Consider the following 20766-nt stretch of genomic DNA (forward strand, 5'->3'; position numbering starts at 1 on the left):
GCATGATTAGAAGAGACAGAGTAAGAAGACCGAGAAGAAAGGTCTGCCAGTGCTGCGTAGATCACGTAGACACCATTGATTATAAGAACGTTCAGGCCCTGCGCCGTTTCGTTTCCGAAAGAGGAAAGATTCTTCCCCGCCGCGTAACCGGAACATGCGCAAAGCATCAGCGTAAGATCAACCTCGCTATTAAGAGAGCAAGAGCTATTGCCCTGCTTCCTTTCAGCGCTGACTGATTGAATGAACAAAGAGCTGTGAAAGTGAGAAATCACCGTCACAGCTCTTTTTTGCTGCGTGGAAAATGGAGCGGGAGAGCCCAATTTCAGTGAGCTGTTGGGTTTGGCGCTGATGGGTAGAGTCATTCGTGCGGAGCTTCTAGCTGCTAGCTCCTGGCTTTTAGGAAGGATCAACAGCCTACGGCACGAATGACTGATGGAAACAGGTAGGAAGCGCCGCAGGCGGGCCAACTTTCCTGGCAGCTAACAGCTAGAAGCTAGGAGCTCCATGCGAGTGACTCTATCCACAAGCATACCAACCACCCCCATCAGCTCGCTAAACCGCAATATCCCCTCTTGTCATAGGTCCATCCCCTCTTGTCATAGGTCCACTCCTTGACAGGCAAAAGACCGGTTCGTATAATATATATACACATATTAATTAATATTCATGCAATGTAGCACATTTCTTTCCCCCGGGAAAGGAGTGTGCTTTTTTGTCCTTTAAGGAGGGAATTTTATGAGTAAAACCGGGGGATTTGGCAAGAGGTTCGGACTTCTTCTTGCAATTATTGCCATGGCGGCGGTGTATATGCTGCCCACGCCGGCGGACCTGCCCACCCAGGGTCATCGGCTGATCGGGATTCTTGTATTTGCGGTTATCGTGTGGATGACGGAAGGGGTTTCTTATCCGGTCAGTTCATTTGTGATTATTACCCTTATGTGTTATACCCTGGGGATGGCGCCGAACCCGGCGAGTCCTGATAAGCTTCTGGGAACGAGTAAGGCTCTGGGCATGGCCCTTTCCGGTTTCTCGTCCAGCGCCTGGGCGCTGGTGGCGGGGGCCATGTTCCTGTCGGCGGCTATGATGATTACGGGACTTGACAAGCGGATAGCCCTCTTTGTCATGAGCCGTGTGGGCATCAAGTCCAGCCACCTCATCGCAGGCGTCATTTTCGTTGGATTCCTGCTTTCCTTCTTTGTACCTTCTACTACGGCCCGGGTATCTTGCCTCGTTCCTATCGTGGTCGGCATCATCCGTACCTTTGGATTGAAAGCGGGATCCACCTTTGCCGGCGTGCTGATGATGGCAGTGGCCCAGGCGGACTCCCTGTGGAATGTAGGCATTAAGACCGCAGCGGCCCAGAACATGGTGGCCATCGGCTTCATCCAGCAGGTCCTGGGACAGGATATCAGCTGGATTGACTGGTTCATTGCGGCATTCCCTTATGCCGCCATCATGTCGGTGGTCCTTTATTTCCTCCTGGTCTATACCATGCCTCCGGAAGTGAAAGAACTGCCCGGCGGTAAAGAGGCGCTGGAAAAGATGCGGGCCGAATTGGGACCGATTACAGGAGGGGAAAAGAAGCTGCTCATCATTTCCTGCCTTCTCCTCTTCTTCTGGGTCACAGAAAAAAAGCTTCATCCCTTTGATACCACCACCGTCACCATCACCGGCATCATGCTGATGATGCTTCCGGGGGTGGGGGTCATGACCTGGAAAGATGCGGCATCCCGCATTAACTGGGGAACCATTGCCCTCTTCGGCGTAGGCATCAGCCTTGGCAGTGCCATCCTGAAATCGGGCGCCGCTACCTGGCTGGCCAACCATTTCATTGCCCTCTTCGGCATGGAAAATATGGCGCCCATCATGGTCATGGCTATCCTGGCATTCTTCCTGATCGTCATCCATCTGGGCTTTGCCAGCGCCACAGGCCTCGCTTCGGCTATGATTCCAATCGTCATTGCGGTGTTGCAAAATGTGAATACACCGGGAATCAATGTCATCGGCATGACCATGATTCTCCAGTACACCATCAGTTTCGGCTACATCCTGCCGGTGAATGCGCCACAGAATATGATTGCCTATTCCACAGGCTACATTACATCAAAGGATTTCCTCAAGACCGGGATTCCGTTTACCATTATTTCCTATGGCGCCATCCTTCTCTTCAGCCTGACCTACTGGCACTGGCTGGGATATGTGGGATAAGGCTTTGACTCGAAAGCTGTGGACGCGGGAAATCGCTTTCACAGCTTTTTTTGTGCGCCGCTGCAAAGAAAGAGGGAGATCATTCAGTCTGTTTCGCTGCCGGGCTCATGGGGCTGCACCTTTATAGGTAGATTTATTCGAGTGGGACCTTCCGGAAAAGCGATACAACCATGACATGAATGAACGGCAGAAATTTCAGAGGAAAGCGCTTCAGGCGGATTCATTTTCCGGCAGCCGGAAGTTAAATGACCCGGAAGAGTGACTTCAACAATCGGCACCCCGTGCAGTCTGTCTAAAATCCCTGTAAAGCCTTGACAATTACTGGCACGAATGCTATTCTAATATCGTAAGTTAGCACTCGAAGAGCATGAGTGCTAATAAAAGGGTGATATTATGGCAGCTCGAAAAATCAATAACAAAGATAGCCGCCATTATGGCGGGGATGAACTGAATGAGAGAAAAAGGAAGGTGCTCTGGGCCGTTGTCCAGGATTATGCGGATACTGCGGAGCCTGTAGGTTCCCGGACCATTGCGAAAAAATACAATCTTGGTGTCAGCAGTGCCACCATCCGCAATGAAATGCAGGACCTGGAAGACGAAGGGTATCTGGAGCAGCCCCATACTTCGGCGGGACGTATCCCTTCTATCAAGGGATATCGTTTTTACGTGGACTGGCTCATGCAGCCGGCGCCGGTTTCCAATGAAGAAAAGTCCATGATTGACAGCATGCTTCTGGATCATGTGACGAAGGTGGATGAAATTTTCCGCAATATGGCAAAGGCTGTTTCATCCCTGACCCATAACCTTTCCGTCGCCACGTCCGCTGGTATTAAGAAGAAATTCAACTATGTCCGTTTCCTTCCCCTTGACGGAGCCAGGGCCATTCTCCTGGTGGTGACAGACCGGGGAGACGTTTCCAACGCAGTGGTGGATATTCCTAAAGGCAGCACCTTTGATGAAATGCAGCTCCTGGCGGACAGGATGAACCATTTCCTCCATGGCCGGGACGTTGATAGTATGGATGAGAAGGAAATCCTTTCCTTCCGGAAGGATGTAGAAAAGAATTTAAGCCCCTATATGAATGTGTTCCAAACCCTCCAGCGTGTGCTGACACCGCAGCAGGAAGTTTATTCCGGCGGCGCATCCCAGCTGATTGAGCAGCCGGAATTCAAAAATGTAGAAAAAATGCAGGATATCCTAAATCTTCTGGAGCAGCGGGATATGCTGGAAAGCATGCTTCTCTCCAGTTCCGACCAGCCCATTGCCGTCCACATCGGCACGGAAAACCCCATGAAGTCCCTGTCCGATTTATCCATCGTGAGGGCCCAGTTTTCCTCCGGCGGCAGGGTCATCGGTTCTGTGGCAGTGCTGGGACCGACGCGCATGCAGTACAGCAGGATTATCGGCATGATGCGGTTCATGCAGGACAGGCTGGATCAGCTTTTGAAGAATAAAGAGTAAAAATGAGGAGGCTCCCCAATGGCAAAAAAAGAAGAAATCAAAGTAAAAGTGAATACGGAGGAACCGAAGGAAAAGGGAAAAAAGGCGGAGGAAATGCCGAAGCCTACAATAGAGGAACTGCAGCAGCAGGTCATTTTCCTCACCAAACAGGCAGCGGATGCCCAGAAGAAGGCAAGGGAAGCGGAAGATAAGGCCAAGTCGGAAGAGACAAAGCTGGAGACCGCCCTTTCCCAGTATGTAAGACTTCAGGCGGACTTCGACAATTTCCGCCGCCGCACAAAGGAAAGCGAAGCCAAAGCGGCCGATACCTACAAGGCGGAAACCCTGAAATCCTTCCTTCCGGTACTGGATAATTTCGAACTGGCTCTATCCCATATGAAGAAGGATGCATCCGGCGAGGCCTACCTGAAGGGCTTTGAACTGCTCCAGAAGCAGATGATGAAAATCATGGCGGACTTCGGCGTCAAGGAAATCGAAGCCAAAGGCAAGACCTTTGATCCCCATTTCCACGAAGCGGTGAAGATGGTCGCATCTGATGAAATGGATGATGAAACCGTTGCCATGGTTTTCCAGAAAGGCTATCTCTATAAAGATACAGTGATTCGCCCTGCCAAGGTCCAGGTTGTGAAAAACAGCTGACATTGGCGGTTAAATATAGAATTTCAGTTTTAGAAATACATTGGAAAGGAGACATTTTAAATGTCAAAAGTAATTGGTATTGATTTAGGTACAACAAACTCCGTAGTAGCTGTCATGGAAGGCGGCGAACCTGTCGTCATTCCTAACGCCGAAGGCTCCCGTCTTACCCCTTCCGTGGTAGGCTTCTCCAAGAATGGAGAAAGGCTGGTAGGCCAGCTGGCAAAGCGCCAGGCCGTATCCAACCCGGACCGCACCATCGTTTCCATTAAACGTCATATGGGCAGCGACTACAAGGTAACCATTGACGGAAAATCCTATACTCCCCAGGAAATCTCCGCCATGATTCTGCAGAAACTGAAGGTGGATGCAGAAGCTTATCTGGGTGAAAAAGTCACAGAAGCTGTTATTACCTGCCCGGCATACTTCACCGACAGCCAGCGTCAGGCTACCAAGGATGCCGGCGCCATTGCAGGACTCAAGGTTCTGCGTATCATCAACGAACCGACCGCATCTGCCCTGGCTTATGGCCTTGATAAGATTAAAGACGGCAAAGAACATCGTTTCCTGGTTTACGATCTGGGCGGCGGCACTTTCGATGTGTCCATCCTTGATCTGGCAGACGGCGTATTTGAAGTCGAAGCTTCCAGCGGCAACGGCCATCTGGGCGGCGATGATTTCGATGCTCGCGTGATGGACTGGATTGCAGATACCTTCAAGAACCAGAATGGCTTTGAACTGAAACGGGATCCCATGACCAATCAGAGACTGAAGGAAGCTGCTGAAAAGGCAAAGATCGAACTGTCCTCTGTTATGTCTACCGACATCAACCTGCCTTTCATTACCATTGATTCCAACGGACAGCCGGTCCACTTCGATGCAACCCTGACCCGTGCCGTATTCGACCAGATTACGGAAGACCTGGTACAGGCTACCGTAGAACCTATGGAAAGAGCCATGAAGGATGCCAACCTCACCATTGACGACATTGATAAGATCCTTCTGGTAGGCGGTTCTTCCCGTATTCCGGCCGTACAGACCCTGATTCGCAACAAATTCCATAAAGAACCATCCAAGGGTGTAAACCCTGATGAATCCGTAGCAGTTGGTGCTGCTATTCAGGCCGGCGTTCTCAAAGGCGAAGTCAAAGATGTACTGCTTCTCGATGTGACTCCGCTGTCCCTGGGCATTGAAACCCTGGGCGGTGTATTCACCACTATGATTAAGAGAAATACCACCATTCCTACATCCAAGACCCAGGTATTCTCCACCGCTGTCGATAACCAGCCTTCCGTTGATATCCATGTCCTCCAGGGTGAACGGCCCATGGCTGCCGATAACAAGACACTGGGCCGCTTCGAACTGAGCGATATTCCGCCGGCTCCGCGGGGAGTTCCTCAGATTCAGGTCACCTTCGATATCGATGCCAATGGCATTGTTCATGTTTCCGCCAAAGATCTGGGCACCGGCAAGGAACAGAAGATTGATATTACCTCTTCCTCCGGCCTCTCTGATGAAGAAATCAAGAGAATGCAGGATGATGCCAAAGCCCATGAAGCAGAAGACAAGAAACGCAAAGAAGCCATTACTGCCAAGAACAATGCAGAAGCCCTCATTTACCAGGCTGAAAAGACAGTGAAGGAACTGGGAGACAAAGCAGACCAGGGCAAAGTGAAAGAAGTCAATGATGCCATTGCCAAACTGAAAGAAACCCTGAAAGGCGACGACACCGAAAAGATCAAAGCCGATGCAGAAGCTCTCACCAAACCGCTCCATGAACTGACTGAAAAACTGTACCAGCAGGCACAGCAGGCTCAGCAGGCACAGCAGCAGGCCCAGAATGCCGGCGCTCAGCAGGGACCCCAGGCCGGAGCTAAAAAAGACAAGGACAATGTAGTAGACGCAGACTATAAAGTTGTCAATGACGACGATAAGAAATAAGGAATAGTGTGATTTCTTTATGGCAGACAGCAAGGATTATTATGACATCCTTGGCGTAAGTAAGAACGCCACCGATGATGAAATCAAAAAAGCATACAGAAGACTTGCCCGCAAATACCATCCGGATCTGAACAAGGACAATCCCAAGGCGGCAGAGGAAAAATTCAAGGAGGTCAATGAAGCCTACCATGTGCTTTCCGATACCGACAAGAGAGCCCAGTATGACCAGCTTGGCCATGATGCCTTCCAGCAGGCCTCCCGCGGCGGCGCCGGTGCCGGAGGCTTCGGCGGATTCGGCCAGGGCGGATTCAACGGCCAGGGCTTCGACTTCGGCGGCTTCGACATGGGCGACATTTTCGACATGTTCACCGGTGGCAGCCGCCGCAGGAATAATGGTCCGGAACAGGGTGCAGACCTTCGCTACGACATGACCATTACCCTTCGGGAAGCCTTTACAGGGGTGAAAAAGAAGTTCACCGTCACAAAGAATGAAGTCTGCGATCACTGCCATGGCAATGGCGCAGAACCGGGCTCTTCCGTAGATACCTGCCCCGCCTGCCATGGGACCGGCCAGCAGAGAATCGTAAGGAATGGCCCCTTTGGCCAGATGGTGAATATCGTGACCTGCCAGCAGTGTGGCGGCACCGGGAAAATCATTAAAAACAAGTGCAGCAAATGCCATGGCATCGGTACGGTGCGGGCTTCCAAGACCATCGAAGTCAATATCCCCGCCGGTGCAGATAATGGCGTCCGCATGCGGGTAGCCGGTGAAGGGGAACCGGGACGCCGGGGAGGTCCGAAAGGAGACCTGTACGTATACATTTACGTAAAGGAAGATCCGGACTTCGAACGGGAAGGGGACGACCTCTATCGGACCGTCAATATTTCCTATCCCGTGGCAGCCCTGGGCTCCACCATCAAGGTGAAGACTCTGGACAAGGAAGTGGAACTGAAGATCCCGGCAGGCACCCAGAATGGTACCAGGTTCCGCATTTCCGGAGAAGGCATGCCCCACCTCCAGTCCAGCCGGAAAGGCAATCTCTATGTGGAAGTCAATGTGACCGTTCCGAAACGGCTCAATGAGGACCAGAAGAATGCTCTTCTCCACTATGCCAATGAAATGGGGGAAGACTGTTCCCAGTATAAAGGGAAGAGCTCCTTCCTGGACAAGATTATCGACAAGTTCAAACAGTAATAAAAGAGCCATCTCCTCTGGGAGGTGGCTTTTTTGCCAAGTTGTCGAGCATTCACCAAATTGCGGTTTGTAGAGCTGTTGGAGCAAACGGTTTGGAATGCTTGCGGATAGAGTCACTCGCATGGAGCTCCTGGCTTCTAGCGGCTAGCTGTTAGGAAGGCTGATCCGCCTGCGGCGCTTCCGCCCGGTATTCCCGTCAGTCATTCGTGCTGTAGGCTGGCCAGCTTTCCTGGAAGCTAGGAGCTAGCAGCTAGAAGCTCCCGCCCGAATGATTCTACCCACCAGCGTTGCCCATCAGCTCGACAAACTGAAATATGGCAGCACCAATCCATTTCAGACCTATGGTCGATTTGCTTTTCTCCTGCCTTTGGGTAGGATATAGGAAAACGACATAAAGGAGGACGATGGCTATGCCTTACGAATTTAAGGAATCGGACTGGAAACTGTTTCGCAAGAAGCTGCCTCTGTGGCAGGAACGGTATATGGGAAGGCTCATAGAGGAATATGAAGCCCACCTGCAGGGGGAAGATCTGGCGTCAAAAAAATTCTGGTGGCTCTGGGACCACATGAAAGAAGATAAGAAAATGCCTGGAGTAGTGGTGGACCGCGTGAGCCGGAGCCGCATGGTGATGATCATGGAAAATCTCCTGCTCACCGATGCCATTACCTCCTTAGACGATCTGGATGGCTTTTCCGAACCCCTGGTGGCGGACCTGGTCCAATGTGCGAAGCACTTTGGGGAAAAAGACTCTGGCGCTGTCCGGCTGGCCCTGGAATGGTTAAAGAAACATCCTGATTTTAAATGGTCTGACTTTTAAAAAAACGGTTTACTGGTTGGTATTCATCCGTAAAGAACAGGAACAGAAGAAGAGAAATCACGGCACAGGTATAATGAAGAAGTGGAGGTGCATCGTATGTTTGAAGGAGTCAGCAAAAAAGACTGGAAACTATTCCAGGAAAAAGTGCCGGAATGGCAGGAAAGGTATATGGGAAAACTCATATGGGAGTACATGGCCCACATGCAGGGGGAAGGAAATCCTTCCGGAAAATTCTGGTGGCTCGAAGAGCGGATACACAAGGATAAGAAATTGCCGGGCGTCCAACTAACCCTGGATAAATGGAATGTACCCTATGACTTGAGGAGACTGATCCTCACCGGTGCTATCACGTCATTGGATGATCTGGAAGGGTTTTCCGATAACCTGGTGGAATATGTGATGAATCTCGTATGGGATGTCACGAAAAGGGGGACACCCGGTTCCCGTATGGTTAGAGCATGGAGAAAAAAACATCCGTTGCCAAAAGAATAAATAGATACTGGTTCGAAATCTATGAAAAATGCCCATTGTTCATGCAATTGCATCTCCGGCAATATCTATTCAGGTGCTGCACTTCATGTGGGGTCGATGTGCTCAAATAAAATCTAGGGAAGCGCTGATTAATTCGCAGAGTCAGATTTCATAAGGATTTTTATGCACTGCTTCGTCATAGCTCGGCCAAGGACAAAAGGAAGGCGCTTTTATGTGCAGAGAAAGCGCCAACTTACCTTGGCTCAGCAGTCCTATGCAGGACTACTGCCTTAAATAGCTCGCTATTTGGGTCGAGCTATTCCTCGTATTGCATAAAAATCCAAGAATGAAATCCGACAACGATTTAACCTTAGATTTACACAAATGTAGAACTACACATCAATACCTAATATATCTTTTCTAAACTGGTCAACTTTCACATGGCCTGGAACCTCAACTCCGAGCAGTTTGTAATAATCTTTCACCTGTCGGGAAGGGGTTTCTATAGTAACCATCCCCGCATTATTACAGAAGCACATGAGCGATTGTGTCTTGCCGTATAGTTCTGAAGTAGATAGTCCGCTGTTGTCCATCTTCTTCCTTATCAATAAGAGTGCAATTGTATCTATGATGTCATGCAGGATCTTTCCCCGTACTGTTTCATCAGTCCATTTTGAAAGCGGAAGCATTTCCAGGTAGTCCTTGCTGGTTTTAAATACGGTCTCTATGTCGCAGCGGTTGAAATACAAAGTTAACAGCCGCTCTGGCGTGGTATCAATATTCGAAATCAGTACAAAATAGCCATATTTTACTTCCAACCAGTCCTTGTCCTTATCTTTCATGGATTCGAACCGGTCTTCGTGTTTCAACAGGAAGTCTCTGTACTTTTGCAATGCATTGTTCTTATCGACATACACATAGGCGTATTCATTATGACCAAATAGCTCAATATTCTTTCTATGCCCAAAATATACATGATGCTTACGTACAAAAGTATACTTGCCTTTAGTAAGAAGAGGTTTCACTTTATCATAAAGTTCTTTGAGTGGATATCCTTTTCTTACAGGCATGCGGCCAATCATTGTTTTCTCTGTGCCTATATGAAAAGCACCGATCAATTCCCGTGAAACGTAACCTGAATCGAGAACGAGTGAATCTATGACGATTCCAAGACTGTCTGCAACATCATTGACTACATTCATAATTGTGTTGATGTCCAGTACATTTCCGGGGATAATGTCATACCAGACCGGAAGTCCGGTCTTTTCATCCAATACCAGTATCAGACGTACCATAACATCAGAAGAACCGACGCCATGACAGGATAATGCATTGAAAGGATTATTTTCAATGTCATTCGGGAGTGGTGTTGAGTCAACATAGCACCCTTTCCCGAAATCCGGATTATCTTTCTGCATTGCTTTTACAAATGTACGGAAGAATGCCAGCCTGGTTGCATCACTTCCCATTTTTGCAAAGTAACGTGTATCGCAGCGGAGTGACTCCAGCGGTACATCAGACATCACATAGGAGGCGAATGATTTTATGATGAAATTGTCACAGGATATACGGGATCCGTCCCTCAGAACACCATGAAGGATATGACAGAGGACTCTTTCATAGTCAGATTTTTCTGAAAAAGCTGTGTGAAGGACCTTTATGAGACCTGTTTTTCGGAAAAATTCCAGAAGCAGGAAAACATCTCCGAATACAGTGTGGACCTGTGGCCGGGGGAAGACATTGGTGCCTTCCAGCCGTGGATCATCTTTATCCACCGGCGAAAATGTGTCATTTTTAGCACAATACTCAATCAGGCCACGGGTAGGAGACAGAAAAATGCCATCTTTTTTGTCAGCACTCAGCCAGATTACCTTGCCGAGACGTTCCCGAACGGTGTGCTTAGCGTGGTATGTGCCAAATTTTCCATATTCTGTGTCAATTATGGAAGCCGAGCCACTGATCACAACGCCATTGTCATCTAAAATAAGTCTTTGAGCTTTAATGAACGCCATTATGCTCCTCCCCAAGAACTTCAAGTTCTTGTTAGAACTACATATAATATAGTCCTAAATTTTAAGAGAAGCAATAGTTTATTGAATACATCGACGATTTCGGAATCAGTAGATATCAGTTAAGTGATGTAGTTCTACATTTTTGCTTATCTAAGGTTAAATCAGTGCTTCCCTGGCATCGATTGAATCTGTGATTCGCTGGCAGGCTTTTATCCATATAGGATATTTGGAGAAAATCGTGGCACAGGTATATTGGTGATGTAGACAGTATTCGCGGTAATGGATCTCCCTGAAAATTGAACGCGAAAAAAGAGGAAATACCCGGTGAAGGATATTTCCTCTTTTTGAATTCTTCTGATTCTTCCGATTACTTGGAGTACAGTTCGACGATGTTGGTTTCGTTGACTTCGTCTTTGTAGGGGAGTTCGTCTCTCTGGGGGAAACGGGTCAGGGTTGCGGTCCAGTTGTCGAAGGACTTTTCGATGTAAGGAAGATCGAAGGTCTTCAGTTCCTGGAAGGACTGTTTGAACATTTCATTGGTTCTGTAAGCTTCCTTCAGGGAAATGACCTGTCCCGGGCGTACCGGATAGGAAGGAATGTCCACTCTCTTGCCGTTAACGGTGATGAGGCCGTGGGTAACCATCTGGCGAGCCTGACGGATGGAACGGGCAAAGCCTGCACGGTATACCAGGTTATCCAGTCTGGTTTCCAGCAGGAACAGCAGGTTTTCGCCTACGACGCCGGACATTCTCCTTGCTTTATCATAATAGCGGTAGAACTGCTTTTCCAGCAGGTTGTACATCGCTTTAACCTTCTGCTTTTCGGCCAGCTGTACGCCATATTCAGACTGTTTTTTCTGACGAGCGTCAGCGACCTGCCGTTTTAACGCTTTCGGATGGCCGTAAATGTTTACGCCGAAACGTCTGCTTGTCTTAAAACGGAGATTTCTGTTTGTTGCCATTGTGTAAATCACCTCTCTAAAAATTTCGCTGCTCGATATGAAACAGCTTTATTATTATAAAAGATATTCCGTCCGGTGTCAATGAAATTTTATGTGTGACTTTGGGCCGACTGTCGGGCTGCTCATATGGATGGGGCTAAGGGTTGTGGGTTGGCATCGCTGCGCTCGTCAACCGGGTGGTGGCTTTGGTAAGGCTGGCGCCTTATCAAAGCGGGGGCATAAGGTAGTCCCGCCGCCAAAGGCGGCTAATCAACCTTATCCCCCCGGCGCGAAGCGCCCACAACCCGGTGAACAAGCGAAGCGATGTTCACCCACCACCCTTATGCCCCATTCACGCAGTTGGGGAACATCCCCATACGCCGGCCCGTCAGCCTTTCAGGCTTTTAGCGATGGCGAAGAAGTTTTCCAGTATTTTGTGCCCCTCCGGGGTCATAATGGATTCCGGGTGGAACTGGAGGCCGTAGATGGGGTAGTCCCTGTGCTCCACGGCCATGATTTCCCCGTCCTCTGTGCGGGCCGTGATTTTCAGGCATGCCGGCATGGTGGATTCGATGGCCGCCAGGGAGTGGTAACGGGCTGCTTTGATGGTCTTCGGCATGCCACGGAAGAGGGGGCTTTCCGTATCCAGGGTCACGTCGTAGGCTTTGCCGTGGACCAGTTCCTTGGCGTAGGAAACGGTGGCGCCGAAGCATTTGCAGATGGCCTGGTGCCCCAGGCATACGCCAAGGATCGGGCAGATTCCGGCGAAACGGCGGATGGCGTCGATGGAGACTCCCGCATCTTCGGGACGGCCGGGGCCCGGGGAAATGAGGATGGCCTCCGGTTTCATGGCGGCCAGCTCATCTACTGTGTAAGCGTCATTTCTGACGACTTTGATGTCCGGATACAGGCTTCCTGCCAGCTGGTAGAGGTTGTAGGAAAAACTGTCGTAGTTATCGATGAGAATAATCATTCTAATCCTCCTTCCGCTTCCCTGATGGCGGTGACCAGGGCTTTCGCCTTATTGATGCATTCATGGTATTCGTTTTCCGGTACGCTGTGGGCTACGATGCCGGCACCGGACTGGACGCAGAGAACCCCGTTTTTCTTGTAGGCCAGGCGGATGCCGATGCAGGTATCCATGTTTCCTGAGAAGTCCAGGTATCCGATGGCCCCACCGTAAATGCCCCGCTTTCTCGATTCCTCTTCTTCTATGATTTCACAGGCCCGGAGCTTCGGGGCGCCGGAGAGGGTGCCTGCCGGGAGCACCGCGTCGATGGCATCCACCGCGTCTTTGTCATCCCGGATTTCCCCTTCCACCGTGGAACCGATGTGCATGACGTGGGAGAAGCGGAGGATATCGAGGTACCGGTCCACTTTCACCGTACCGATGCGGCTGATTTTCCCCAGGTCGTTGCGCCCCAGGTCTACCAGCATGTTGTGCTCTGCCAGTTCCTTTTCATCGGAGAGGAGGTTCTTTTCCAGGGCTTTGTCTTCTGTCTCCGTCTTGCCCCGGGGGCGTGTGCCGGCCAGGGGGAAGGTGTATAGCTTCCCGTCCACCAGCTTCGCCAGGGTTTCCGGGGAGGCGCCGGCGATTTCGATGTTGTCGCTGACGAAATAGAACATGTAGGGGGAGGGGTTCAGCACCCGGAGGACCCGGTATACGTCAAACATGCTGCCGCTTGCTTTTGCGGTCAATGGATTCGAGAGGACCACCTGGAAAATGTCCCCTTCATAAATATAGTGCCTTGCCTTTTCCACCATGCCGGCGTATTCCTTCTCGTTGTGGGCCGGGGTGAGGGGTGTTTCCAGTTTCAGGGGCTTGAAGGCTGCTTTGGCACCGCTTTTCAGAAGTTTCACCATGTCCTCCAGTTTCTCGCCGGCTTCCTGGTAGGACTTTTCGGGATCCTCCGTGGAAACACCGGCGACAAGGATGATTTTCTGCTTGTAGGCATCAAAGATGATGAGCTTGTCAAAGAGCATGAGGTCCACATCTTTGAAATCGCTGTTTTCCTCACTTGTCAGTTTCAGCGTGGGCTCTGCGTACTTGATGTAGTCGTAGGAGAAATAGCCCACTAGGCCGCCGGTGAAGGGAGGAAGCCCCGGGAGCTTCGGACTTTTATATTCCGCCAGAATCCGGCGGATGTCATCTCCCGGATGGGCCACGGTTTTTTCTACGGTTTCCACCATTTCATTTTCTTCGCCTTTTTTAATGGTGAGCTTTCCGTTGAGGCAGGTGATTTCCATGGACGGGTCGTAGCCCAGGAAGGAATACCGGCTCCAGGGCTGGTTGTTCTCCGCACTTTCCAGGATGAAACAGTGGTGGCTGGCAGCCCGAAGGGTCCGCATGACCTCTACGGTGGTGAAACGGTCAGCCATGATTTCGCGGCATAGGGGAATTCGTTTGTAGAGGCCCGTATGGCTCAGTTCTTTTACTTCTTCCAGGGATGGATACATATTTGACCTCCTTCACTGTGCCGGAAACAAAAAATCCGTCCCGGCAGAAAAAACTTTCTGTCAAGGACGGATTGGATTCCGCGGTGCCACCTTGTTTCACGAAGTTCGTGCTCTTAGCGAGATACAGACATATCTCCGGCAACTGACGCATGCCCTGCGTTGCGGTATACTTCCCGGATTTCGGGGTTCGCCGCACCCTCAGCGGTCCATTTGGCAAACTGCATCTCGGTCCATTCTCACCAGGTAGGACTCTCTTTGCGCGCATCTTTTGCTTTGATCTCCGCTTCAACGGTTTTCTTGACTAAAAGAGTATATCCTTCGGCCCCGTTTGTCAAGATGGAAATTGGGATTGACCGGCTGGCCCGGCGTTCGAACGGGCGATGCCTTGAGCGGGCCGGATAATAAATGTATAAGTAAGGACCTGCACATGTGGGGGCTGCCTGCAATTTGGCCTAAAAAATAAAAACTCGCGCCGCTTTATAATTTTGAGGCGGCGCACCACCATTCCTCACTCCTCACTCCTCATTCCTAACTCCTCACTTTTTAATCTCGGCCTCGATCTCATTCCTTCATTACCCATACATAGGGCTGCCCCTTTTCATCGTGGTGGACGCCGAGGATTTCAGGGGTGAAGGCGGGAAATTCCTTTCCGTAGTCTTCGAGGAAGAGGAAGTAGGAGAGAACATTTCTTGTCCACCGTTCTCCGGCGGCCAGGGCGCAGATGCCAGGGGGATAGGGCATGAGATTTTCCAGGGCAATCCGGCCTTCTGCCTCCTCCAAAGGGATGGCTTCCCGGTGGCCCCGGAGAAAGTGCTGGTGGGCTTCATGGCCCGAAAGCGGGGCGGCAGGGAAATCTTCTTTGTGGAAAAGGGATTCCAGAAGGGATCCTGCATGGTGCTTAGAAAGGAAAGTATGGTACCGGGTGCAGAAGTCCCGGAGCCCCTCTTCCGGAAGGCAGGGGACAGAGGGCAGGAAGTCCTTCACTTTCCGGTTGTCCTGCCAGGCTTTTTCGAATGTACGAAGGGCCTTGACCAGGTGGCTCATTTTCTTTTCGCTGTCTCCCGGTTCCACCAGGAAGAGGAGGGTATAGAAATCCGACTTTTCCGGAGTAATACCCTCTCCCTGCAGATAGAGGGATACAAGGGGCGCAGGTATGGAGTCGGCCCGGCTATCGGAAAAGGTGCCGGTGGTGACGAGGACTTTGCAGGGGTCCAGAAGGTAGGCGTCCTTCGCAAAATCTCGGAATCCATGCCACGCCTCTTTCGGGTCCAGGGTGAAGAAGGCTTTGTCCTTCATGATTTCCGAAGTATCCGCCTCTTCCCACCGCTTTCCATGGACAGTTGGCGGCAGGAAAGGGCGGAACAGGGACGTTTCCGTAAGAAGCCTCTTCCGGAGGTTCACGGAGCTCCGGAAGGCCTTTTCCCAGAGGGCCGCCCCTCTCCGGCTGTGGAGGAAAGCATTCATTTCCAGTCCTGCGAAGAGGGGATAGTAGGGGGAGGTGGAAATGTGCATGAGGAAGGTATCCTGGAACACATCGTCCGGTACGTACCGGGCTTGCTCTCTGATGTGGCTGTCTTTTTTGTGAATCTGGGAGGTCATGGAGAACCCGGCAAGCTGCTTATGGACGGACTGGGTTACCAGGGTGCCCGGCGCCTTTTCATCCAAAGGGAATGCGAGGACCGCAGACTTTTGGAGAAGGGGGATGAAATTCTCGTACCCGCCCCAGGCATCGTCGAAGAGAATGTAGTCACAGAGGTGGCCCAGCCGGGAAAGGATATATTCCGCATTGAGGAAGAGGCCGTCGTAGGTCACCAGCTGGAGGCAGGCCAGCCGGAAAGGACGCTTCCGGGTGAGGGCCTTGGGACAGGCCTGGGCCAGGGATGCCCGTATCAATTCCTCCGAAAGGGAGTCTTCCGTCAGGGGGCCGATGACGCCGGAATCATTGCGGCCGGAGGACAGGTACACCGGAATGGCGCCGGCCTGGATGAGGGCCCCCTGCCAGGTGGATTTGTGGTTGTTCCGGTCGAAGAGCACCGCGTCCCCCTCCGCCAGGAGGGCATTGGCAGCGATGCGGTTGGACGTGGACGTGCCGCCGAGGACGAAGAAACAGGCATCGCTGCCCCACACCGAGGCCGCCAGCCGTTCCGCTTCCCCGGACACTCCTTCATGGGACGATGGATCGCCGATGGCATCGGAGGAGTCGGAAATGTCTGCCCGGAAGGCCCCTTTTCCCAGGGTCTTTGTGAAAATCTTTCCTTCTTTCGTGAGATAGTAAAATTCCCCGCTGTGGTGGCCGGGGGTATCGAAGTCTTCCCTCTTCTTTTCCGCTTCCTGGAGAAGGGCTTTCGTAAATGGGGGAAGGCTGCTGTAGTCATTGTGCTTTTTCATAGTTGTCTCCTTTCCGCCTATTATATCGTGAGTTGGGGGAAGAGGGGAAGGTCTGCGAGGGGGCTGGCCACTCGAATGGATGGGGCATAAGGGCTGCAGGTCGTACGCCGCTTCATTCGTTGAGGGATCGTTGGTTGATTGGCCGCCAAAGGCGGCTTACGTTTCTCTTAGCGGCGAAGCCGCTGTTCCACCTTATGCACCCGCTTTGCCTCCGGCAAAGCCACAACCCTTATGCCCCATCCATATGTTCAGTCGGATATCCATCCATACACTACCCGTCAGGGCCTACTTATGTTACTATGTATAAGACATGATGGGTGAGTGTGCCCATGACGGGAAAGGAGGACCTATGGCGGAAAACGGGAACGGTGAATACCAGGTCAATATTCCCCTCTTCGAAGGGCCCCTGGACCTTCTGCTCCACCTGGTCACGAAGAATCGGATTGACATCCACGACATTCCGATCCACCTCATCACGGACCAGTACCTGGCCTATCTGGACAGGGCGAAGGAGTTCAACCTGGAACTGGGGAGCAGCTTCTTTGCCATGGCCTCCACCCTGATTCTCATCAAGTCCCGCATGCTCCTGCCGAAGAAGCGGCAGGAAGAGGTGGACGACTCCGAAGATCCCCGGCAGGAACTGTCCCGGTCCCTGGAGGAATTCAAAAAGATGAAGGAAATCAAGGCCCGCATTGAGTACCTCATGGACGAAGAGAGGCCCTACCACATGCGGGAGCCCGAGGTTTTCAAGAGCGGCGCCTATCGGGGCCGCATTTCCCTGTCCCGGCTGCAGGCCGCCTTTTTCTCCCTCTACGATTCCATTCACCAGGAAGAAGAGCGGTGGCTGCCGTCGGAGGAAGTGTCCCTGGATGAGGAAATCAGCCGGTGGCGGGAAGCGCTCCGGAAAGGGACGGTCTCTTTTACGGAGTACCTGAAGAAGAAAAAGACCAGGCTTCAGCTGGCCGTGGCTTTTCTGGCCCTGCTGGAGCTCATCCGGCTGGGACAGGCCAGGATCATGGACAGTGCCGGTGGTTTTATAGTGCAAGGAGGCAGTTTATGAAGGGGCTTACGGGCCTTTCTGCATCGATAGAAGCATTTCTGTTTGCCCGGGGCATTCCGGTTTCCCTCTCGGAACTGGGGGAGGCCCTGGGAGAAGATACGGTGACCGTGGAAAAGGCACTGCATCTGCTGGAAGAAAAATACAGCAGGGAAGACTCAGGAATTACTCTGCACCATACGGGCGCCGGTTATTCGCTGGCGACGAAGAAAATCTATGATTCCTGGCTGTCCTCGCTCCTGGGGAAACAGACACCCCTGTCTCCGGCGGCCATGGAGACACTGGCGGTGGTGGCCTGCCGGGAACCGGTGACCAGGGCGGAAATCGAAAAAATCAGGGGCGTATCTGCGGGCCGGGTCATTTCCCTCCTCATGGATAAGGACCTCATCGAAGAGAGAGGACGGCTCGACGTGCCGGGCAGGCCGATTCTCTATGGCACCACGAAGCGGTTCCTGCAGTGCACCGGCCTCACCGATGTGAGTGAACTGAAGACCCGGTGGTCAGAAAAACTGGACGAAGGAGACTTATTTTGAAAGAACGGTTACAGAAAATATTGAGCCAGGCCGGCATCTGCTCCCGCAGGAAGGCGGAAGAAATGATCGAAGCCGGGAAAGTGAAAGTGAACGGGCAGGTGATCCGGGAACTGGGCAGCGAGGCGGATCCGGTGAAGGACCGCATCGAAGTGAACGGGGAAACGGTGAAGCCGGAAAGGAAGAGATATTTCCTCTTTTACAAGCCCGATAATGTGATTACCTCGGTATCCGACCCCCAGGGCCGACGGACGGTGATGGACTATTTCCGTACGGTTCGGGAGCGGCTCTTCCCGGTGGGGCGGCTGGATTACCATTCCGAAGGGCTCCTCATCATGACAAATGACGGGGACCTGGACTACATCCTCACCCATCCGAGCCACGAAGTGGAAAAGACCTACGAAGTCACTGTGCGGGGCCGGTATTCCATGAAACTGGCGGACAAAATGTCCAGAGGCGTCCGCATCGATACGGGAATCACCGCTCCCTGTGAAATCGAAGTGTTGGAATACAATAAGGAAAAGAATAAGACAAAGATTCGCATGGTACTCCATGAAGGAAAGAACCGGGAAATCCGCAAAATGATGGCGGCCTACCATTACCCGGTCTTTGGCCTGGTACGGACAAAGTACGGATTTTTGACCATGGACGGACTGTCCCGGGGCGGCTACCGCCGCCTCACGTCGGAGGAGGTCAGGAAACTCTATGAACTCTACCGCTAAGCGAATCGCCGTCATCGGCGGCGGTGTGGCCGGGCTCCTGGCATCCCTCACGGCGGCCCATGAAGGGGCGAAGGTCCTGCTCTTTGAGAAAATGCCGAAGGTGGGCCTGAAAATGGGCATCACCGGCAAGGGCCGCTGCAACCTCACAAACAGCGCACCCATCATGGATTTCATTGCCAAAACCCCGGGGAACGGGAAATTCCTCTACAGTGCCTATGAAAAATTCGATAACGAAGACCTCCTGTCTCTCCTTCACAGCTGGGGACTGGCCACGAAGGTGGAAAGAGGAGGCCGGGTATTCCCCCAGAGCGATGACGCCCAGGAAGTGCGGCACCTCTTCATGGACCGGCTGAAGAAAGAAAAAGTGGAGCTCCACCTGGAAGAGCCGGTGCGCCATATCACCGCGGCAGATGGCAGGGCGGCAGGGGTGGTGACGGATAAAGGCCGCTACAATGTGGACGCCGTCATATTGACCACCGGCGGCGCCTCCTATCCCCGGACCGGTTCCACCGGCGATGGCTATGCCATGGCCCGGGAACTGGGCCATAAGGTGACCACCATCCGGCCTGCCCTCATTCCTCTCGTCTGCAGCGAGGTGTACTGCAAAGACCTCCAGGGCCTGTCCCTGAAGAACGTCACCCTTTCCGTGGATGCCGGGGGCAGGCGGAAAGCCGAAGAATTCGGGGAAATGTCATTCACCCCCTTCGGTATTTCCGGGCCCATCGTCCTTTCCCTGTCCGATAAAGTATCCCTCTGGATTTCCCAGGGCCGCGGGGTGAAAGGGACTATCGACCTGAAGCCTGCCCTGACCCGGGAAGTCCTGGACCGGCGGGTGCTCCGGGACCTGGAGAAATACCACCTGAAGCAGATGGCCGGGGCCCTCACGGACCTCATGCCCCACCGCATGATCGATACGATTCTTGAACTGGCGGGAATCCCCGGGGACCTGCCGGTGAGCGAGCTGAAAAAAGGACAGCGGCTGGCGCTGGTAGAGGCCATGAAGAACATGCCCCTTACCATTGTCGGCACCCGGCCCATTTCGGAAGCCATCGTCACGGCCGGCGGCGTTTCCGTGAAAGAAGTGAACCCCTCCACCATGGAGTCGAAAATCATAAGGCATCTTTATCTGGCCGGCGAAGTGCTGGATATCCATGCCTACACCGGCGGATACAACCTGCAGGCCGCATTCTCTACGGGCCACCTGGCAGCCCTGTCCGCAGTAAAGGAGTTAGAGTCAGAATGAAGAAATTATCCATTGCCATTGATGGCCCTGCAGGCGCAGGAAAAAGCAGCGTTTCCAAAATCCTGGCAGCCCGCCTGGGCTATGCCTACCTCGATACCGGCGCCATGTACCGGGCCGTAACCTATGAAGCCCTCCAAAGGAAATTGTCCGATGAGACCGCCATTGCCTCCATGGCAGAAAAGCTGGACATGGAAGTGATTCCTGAAGAAGACACCATGCACGTCATCGTAGACGGCAGCGACGTCACCGCCTATATCCGGACTCCCGAAGTCTCTTCCCACGTGTCTGCGGTGTCCGCCATCGCCGGTGTCCGGTCCGCCATGACCGCCATCCAGCGCAGGCTGGGGGAGAAGGGCGGCATCGTTCTGGACGGCCGGGACATCGGCACCACCGTCCTGCCCCATGCAGACGTGAAAATCTTCCTCACCGCCTCCGTCCATACGAGAGCGGTCCGGCGGTTCAAGGAACTCACCGAAGGTCATCCGGATATGACCATGGAAGACGTGGAAAAAGAAATCAGCCGCCGGGATTACCTGGACAGCCACCGGGACATTTCCCCCCTGAAACAGGCAGAAGACGCGGTGCTCCTGGACAACGGGGACCTCACCCTGGAAGGCACGGCAGAAGCCATTATTTCCATCTGCCGCAGGAAATATCCGGACTTTGACAAAGCGTAAAGAGGTGTCA

Annotated in this window: 18 protein-coding genes; 13 read left to right on the forward strand and 5 right to left on the reverse strand. The window is 52.4% G+C overall.

Annotation, left to right across the window (positions count from 1 at the left end; translation table 11 throughout):
• The first annotated feature begins 5 nt into the window (after positions 1–5).
• The 8 genes from rpsR (at position 6) to ACFWUL_RS03050 (ending at position 8751) form a co-directional block, all read left to right on the forward strand.
• Positions 6–236: a 30S ribosomal protein S18 gene (gene rpsR / locus ACFWUL_RS03015; RefSeq protein WP_363143274.1), complete on the forward strand. Its 231-nt coding sequence runs from the start codon at positions 6–8 to the stop codon at positions 234–236.
• Between the two features lie 499 nt (positions 237–735).
• Complete coding sequence (locus ACFWUL_RS03020) at positions 736–2208, forward strand: DASS family sodium-coupled anion symporter (protein ID WP_297020072.1); 1473 nt, start codon at positions 736–738, stop codon at positions 2206–2208.
• A gap of 393 nt (positions 2209–2601) precedes the next feature.
• Entirely contained in the window at positions 2602–3669 is a 1068-nt protein-coding gene (gene hrcA / locus ACFWUL_RS03025; RefSeq protein WP_416177760.1) for a heat-inducible transcriptional repressor HrcA, read from the forward strand.
• An 18-nt stretch (positions 3670–3687) separates the two neighbouring features.
• Positions 3688–4308, forward strand: a complete 621-nt coding sequence (gene grpE / locus ACFWUL_RS03030; protein ID WP_416177761.1) for a nucleotide exchange factor GrpE — start codon at positions 3688–3690, stop codon at positions 4306–4308.
• 60 nt (positions 4309–4368) lie between these two features.
• Positions 4369–6246: a molecular chaperone DnaK gene (dnaK, locus tag ACFWUL_RS03035; RefSeq protein ID WP_416177762.1), complete on the forward strand. Its 1878-nt coding sequence runs from the start codon at positions 4369–4371 to the stop codon at positions 6244–6246.
• Between the two features lie 19 nt (positions 6247–6265).
• The gene (dnaJ, locus tag ACFWUL_RS03040) at positions 6266–7441 is read left to right on the forward strand and encodes a molecular chaperone DnaJ (RefSeq protein ID WP_416177763.1); all 1176 of its coding nucleotides are present in this window, start codon (positions 6266–6268) and stop codon (positions 7439–7441) included.
• Between the two features lie 410 nt (positions 7442–7851).
• The gene (locus ACFWUL_RS03045; protein WP_416177764.1) at positions 7852–8259 is read left to right on the forward strand and encodes a hypothetical protein; all 408 of its coding nucleotides are present in this window, start codon (positions 7852–7854) and stop codon (positions 8257–8259) included.
• 96 nt (positions 8260–8355) lie between these two features.
• A complete protein-coding gene (locus ACFWUL_RS03050) occupies positions 8356–8751 on the forward strand; it encodes a hypothetical protein (RefSeq protein ID WP_416177765.1) in 396 nt (131 codons plus the stop codon).
• A 371-nt stretch (positions 8752–9122) separates the two neighbouring features.
• Here the strand turns inward: ACFWUL_RS03050 and ACFWUL_RS03055 are convergent, their stop codons facing one another.
• The 5 genes from ACFWUL_RS03055 to ACFWUL_RS03075 all read right to left on the reverse strand — a co-directional run bounded on the left by ACFWUL_RS03055 (position 9123) and on the right by ACFWUL_RS03075 (position 16527).
• The gene (locus ACFWUL_RS03055; RefSeq protein ID WP_416177278.1) at positions 9123–10742 is read right to left on the reverse strand and encodes a transposase; all 1620 of its coding nucleotides are present in this window, start codon (positions 10740–10742) and stop codon (positions 9123–9125) included.
• Positions 10743–11109: 367 nt separating this feature from the next.
• On the reverse strand, positions 11110–11703 hold the full coding sequence (gene rpsD / locus ACFWUL_RS03060; RefSeq protein WP_297021634.1) for a 30S ribosomal protein S4: 594 nt from the start codon (positions 11701–11703) through the stop codon (positions 11110–11112).
• Between the two features lie 367 nt (positions 11704–12070).
• Positions 12071–12655: an anthranilate synthase component II gene (locus ACFWUL_RS03065; RefSeq protein ID WP_416177766.1), complete on the reverse strand. Its 585-nt coding sequence runs from the start codon at positions 12653–12655 to the stop codon at positions 12071–12073.
• Positions 12652–14139 carry an anthranilate synthase component I family protein gene (locus tag ACFWUL_RS03070; RefSeq protein ID WP_416177767.1) on the reverse strand — a complete coding sequence of 496 codons (1488 nt, stop codon included), beginning with the start codon at positions 14137–14139 and terminating at the stop codon, positions 12652–12654. Before ACFWUL_RS03070 ends, ACFWUL_RS03065 begins: the two co-directional genes overlap by 4 nt.
• Before the next feature lie 561 nt (positions 14140–14700).
• A complete protein-coding gene (locus ACFWUL_RS03075; RefSeq protein WP_416177768.1) occupies positions 14701–16527 on the reverse strand; it encodes an ornithine decarboxylase in 1827 nt (608 codons plus the stop codon).
• 349 nt (positions 16528–16876) lie between these two features.
• Here ACFWUL_RS03075 and ACFWUL_RS03080 point away from each other — a divergent pair, with 349 nt between their 5' ends.
• The 5 genes from ACFWUL_RS03080 to cmk are packed head-to-tail and all read left to right on the forward strand — an operon-like array spanning position 16877 to position 20756.
• Entirely contained in the window at positions 16877–17587 is a 711-nt protein-coding gene (locus ACFWUL_RS03080) for a segregation and condensation protein A (protein ID WP_297019514.1), read from the forward strand.
• On the forward strand, positions 17584–18117 hold the full coding sequence (scpB, locus tag ACFWUL_RS03085) for an SMC-Scp complex subunit ScpB (RefSeq protein ID WP_297019516.1): 534 nt from the start codon (positions 17584–17586) through the stop codon (positions 18115–18117). The genes ACFWUL_RS03080 and scpB overlap by 4 nt, the downstream gene beginning before the upstream one ends.
• Complete coding sequence (locus ACFWUL_RS03090) at positions 18114–18836, forward strand: pseudouridine synthase (RefSeq protein WP_297019517.1); 723 nt, start codon at positions 18114–18116, stop codon at positions 18834–18836. The genes scpB and ACFWUL_RS03090 overlap by 4 nt, the downstream gene beginning before the upstream one ends.
• On the forward strand, positions 18820–20079 hold the full coding sequence (locus ACFWUL_RS03095) for an NAD(P)/FAD-dependent oxidoreductase (RefSeq protein WP_416177769.1): 1260 nt from the start codon (positions 18820–18822) through the stop codon (positions 20077–20079). The genes ACFWUL_RS03090 and ACFWUL_RS03095 overlap by 17 nt, the downstream gene beginning before the upstream one ends.
• Complete coding sequence (gene cmk, locus ACFWUL_RS03100; RefSeq protein ID WP_297019521.1) at positions 20076–20756, forward strand: (d)CMP kinase; 681 nt, start codon at positions 20076–20078, stop codon at positions 20754–20756. The genes ACFWUL_RS03095 and cmk overlap by 4 nt, the downstream gene beginning before the upstream one ends.
• Positions 20757–20766 lie beyond the last annotated feature (10 nt).

The organism is Dialister sp., from assembly GCF_047832375.1.
In the GTDB taxonomy this organism is placed as follows: Bacteria; Bacillota; Negativicutes; order Veillonellales; family Dialisteraceae; genus Dialister.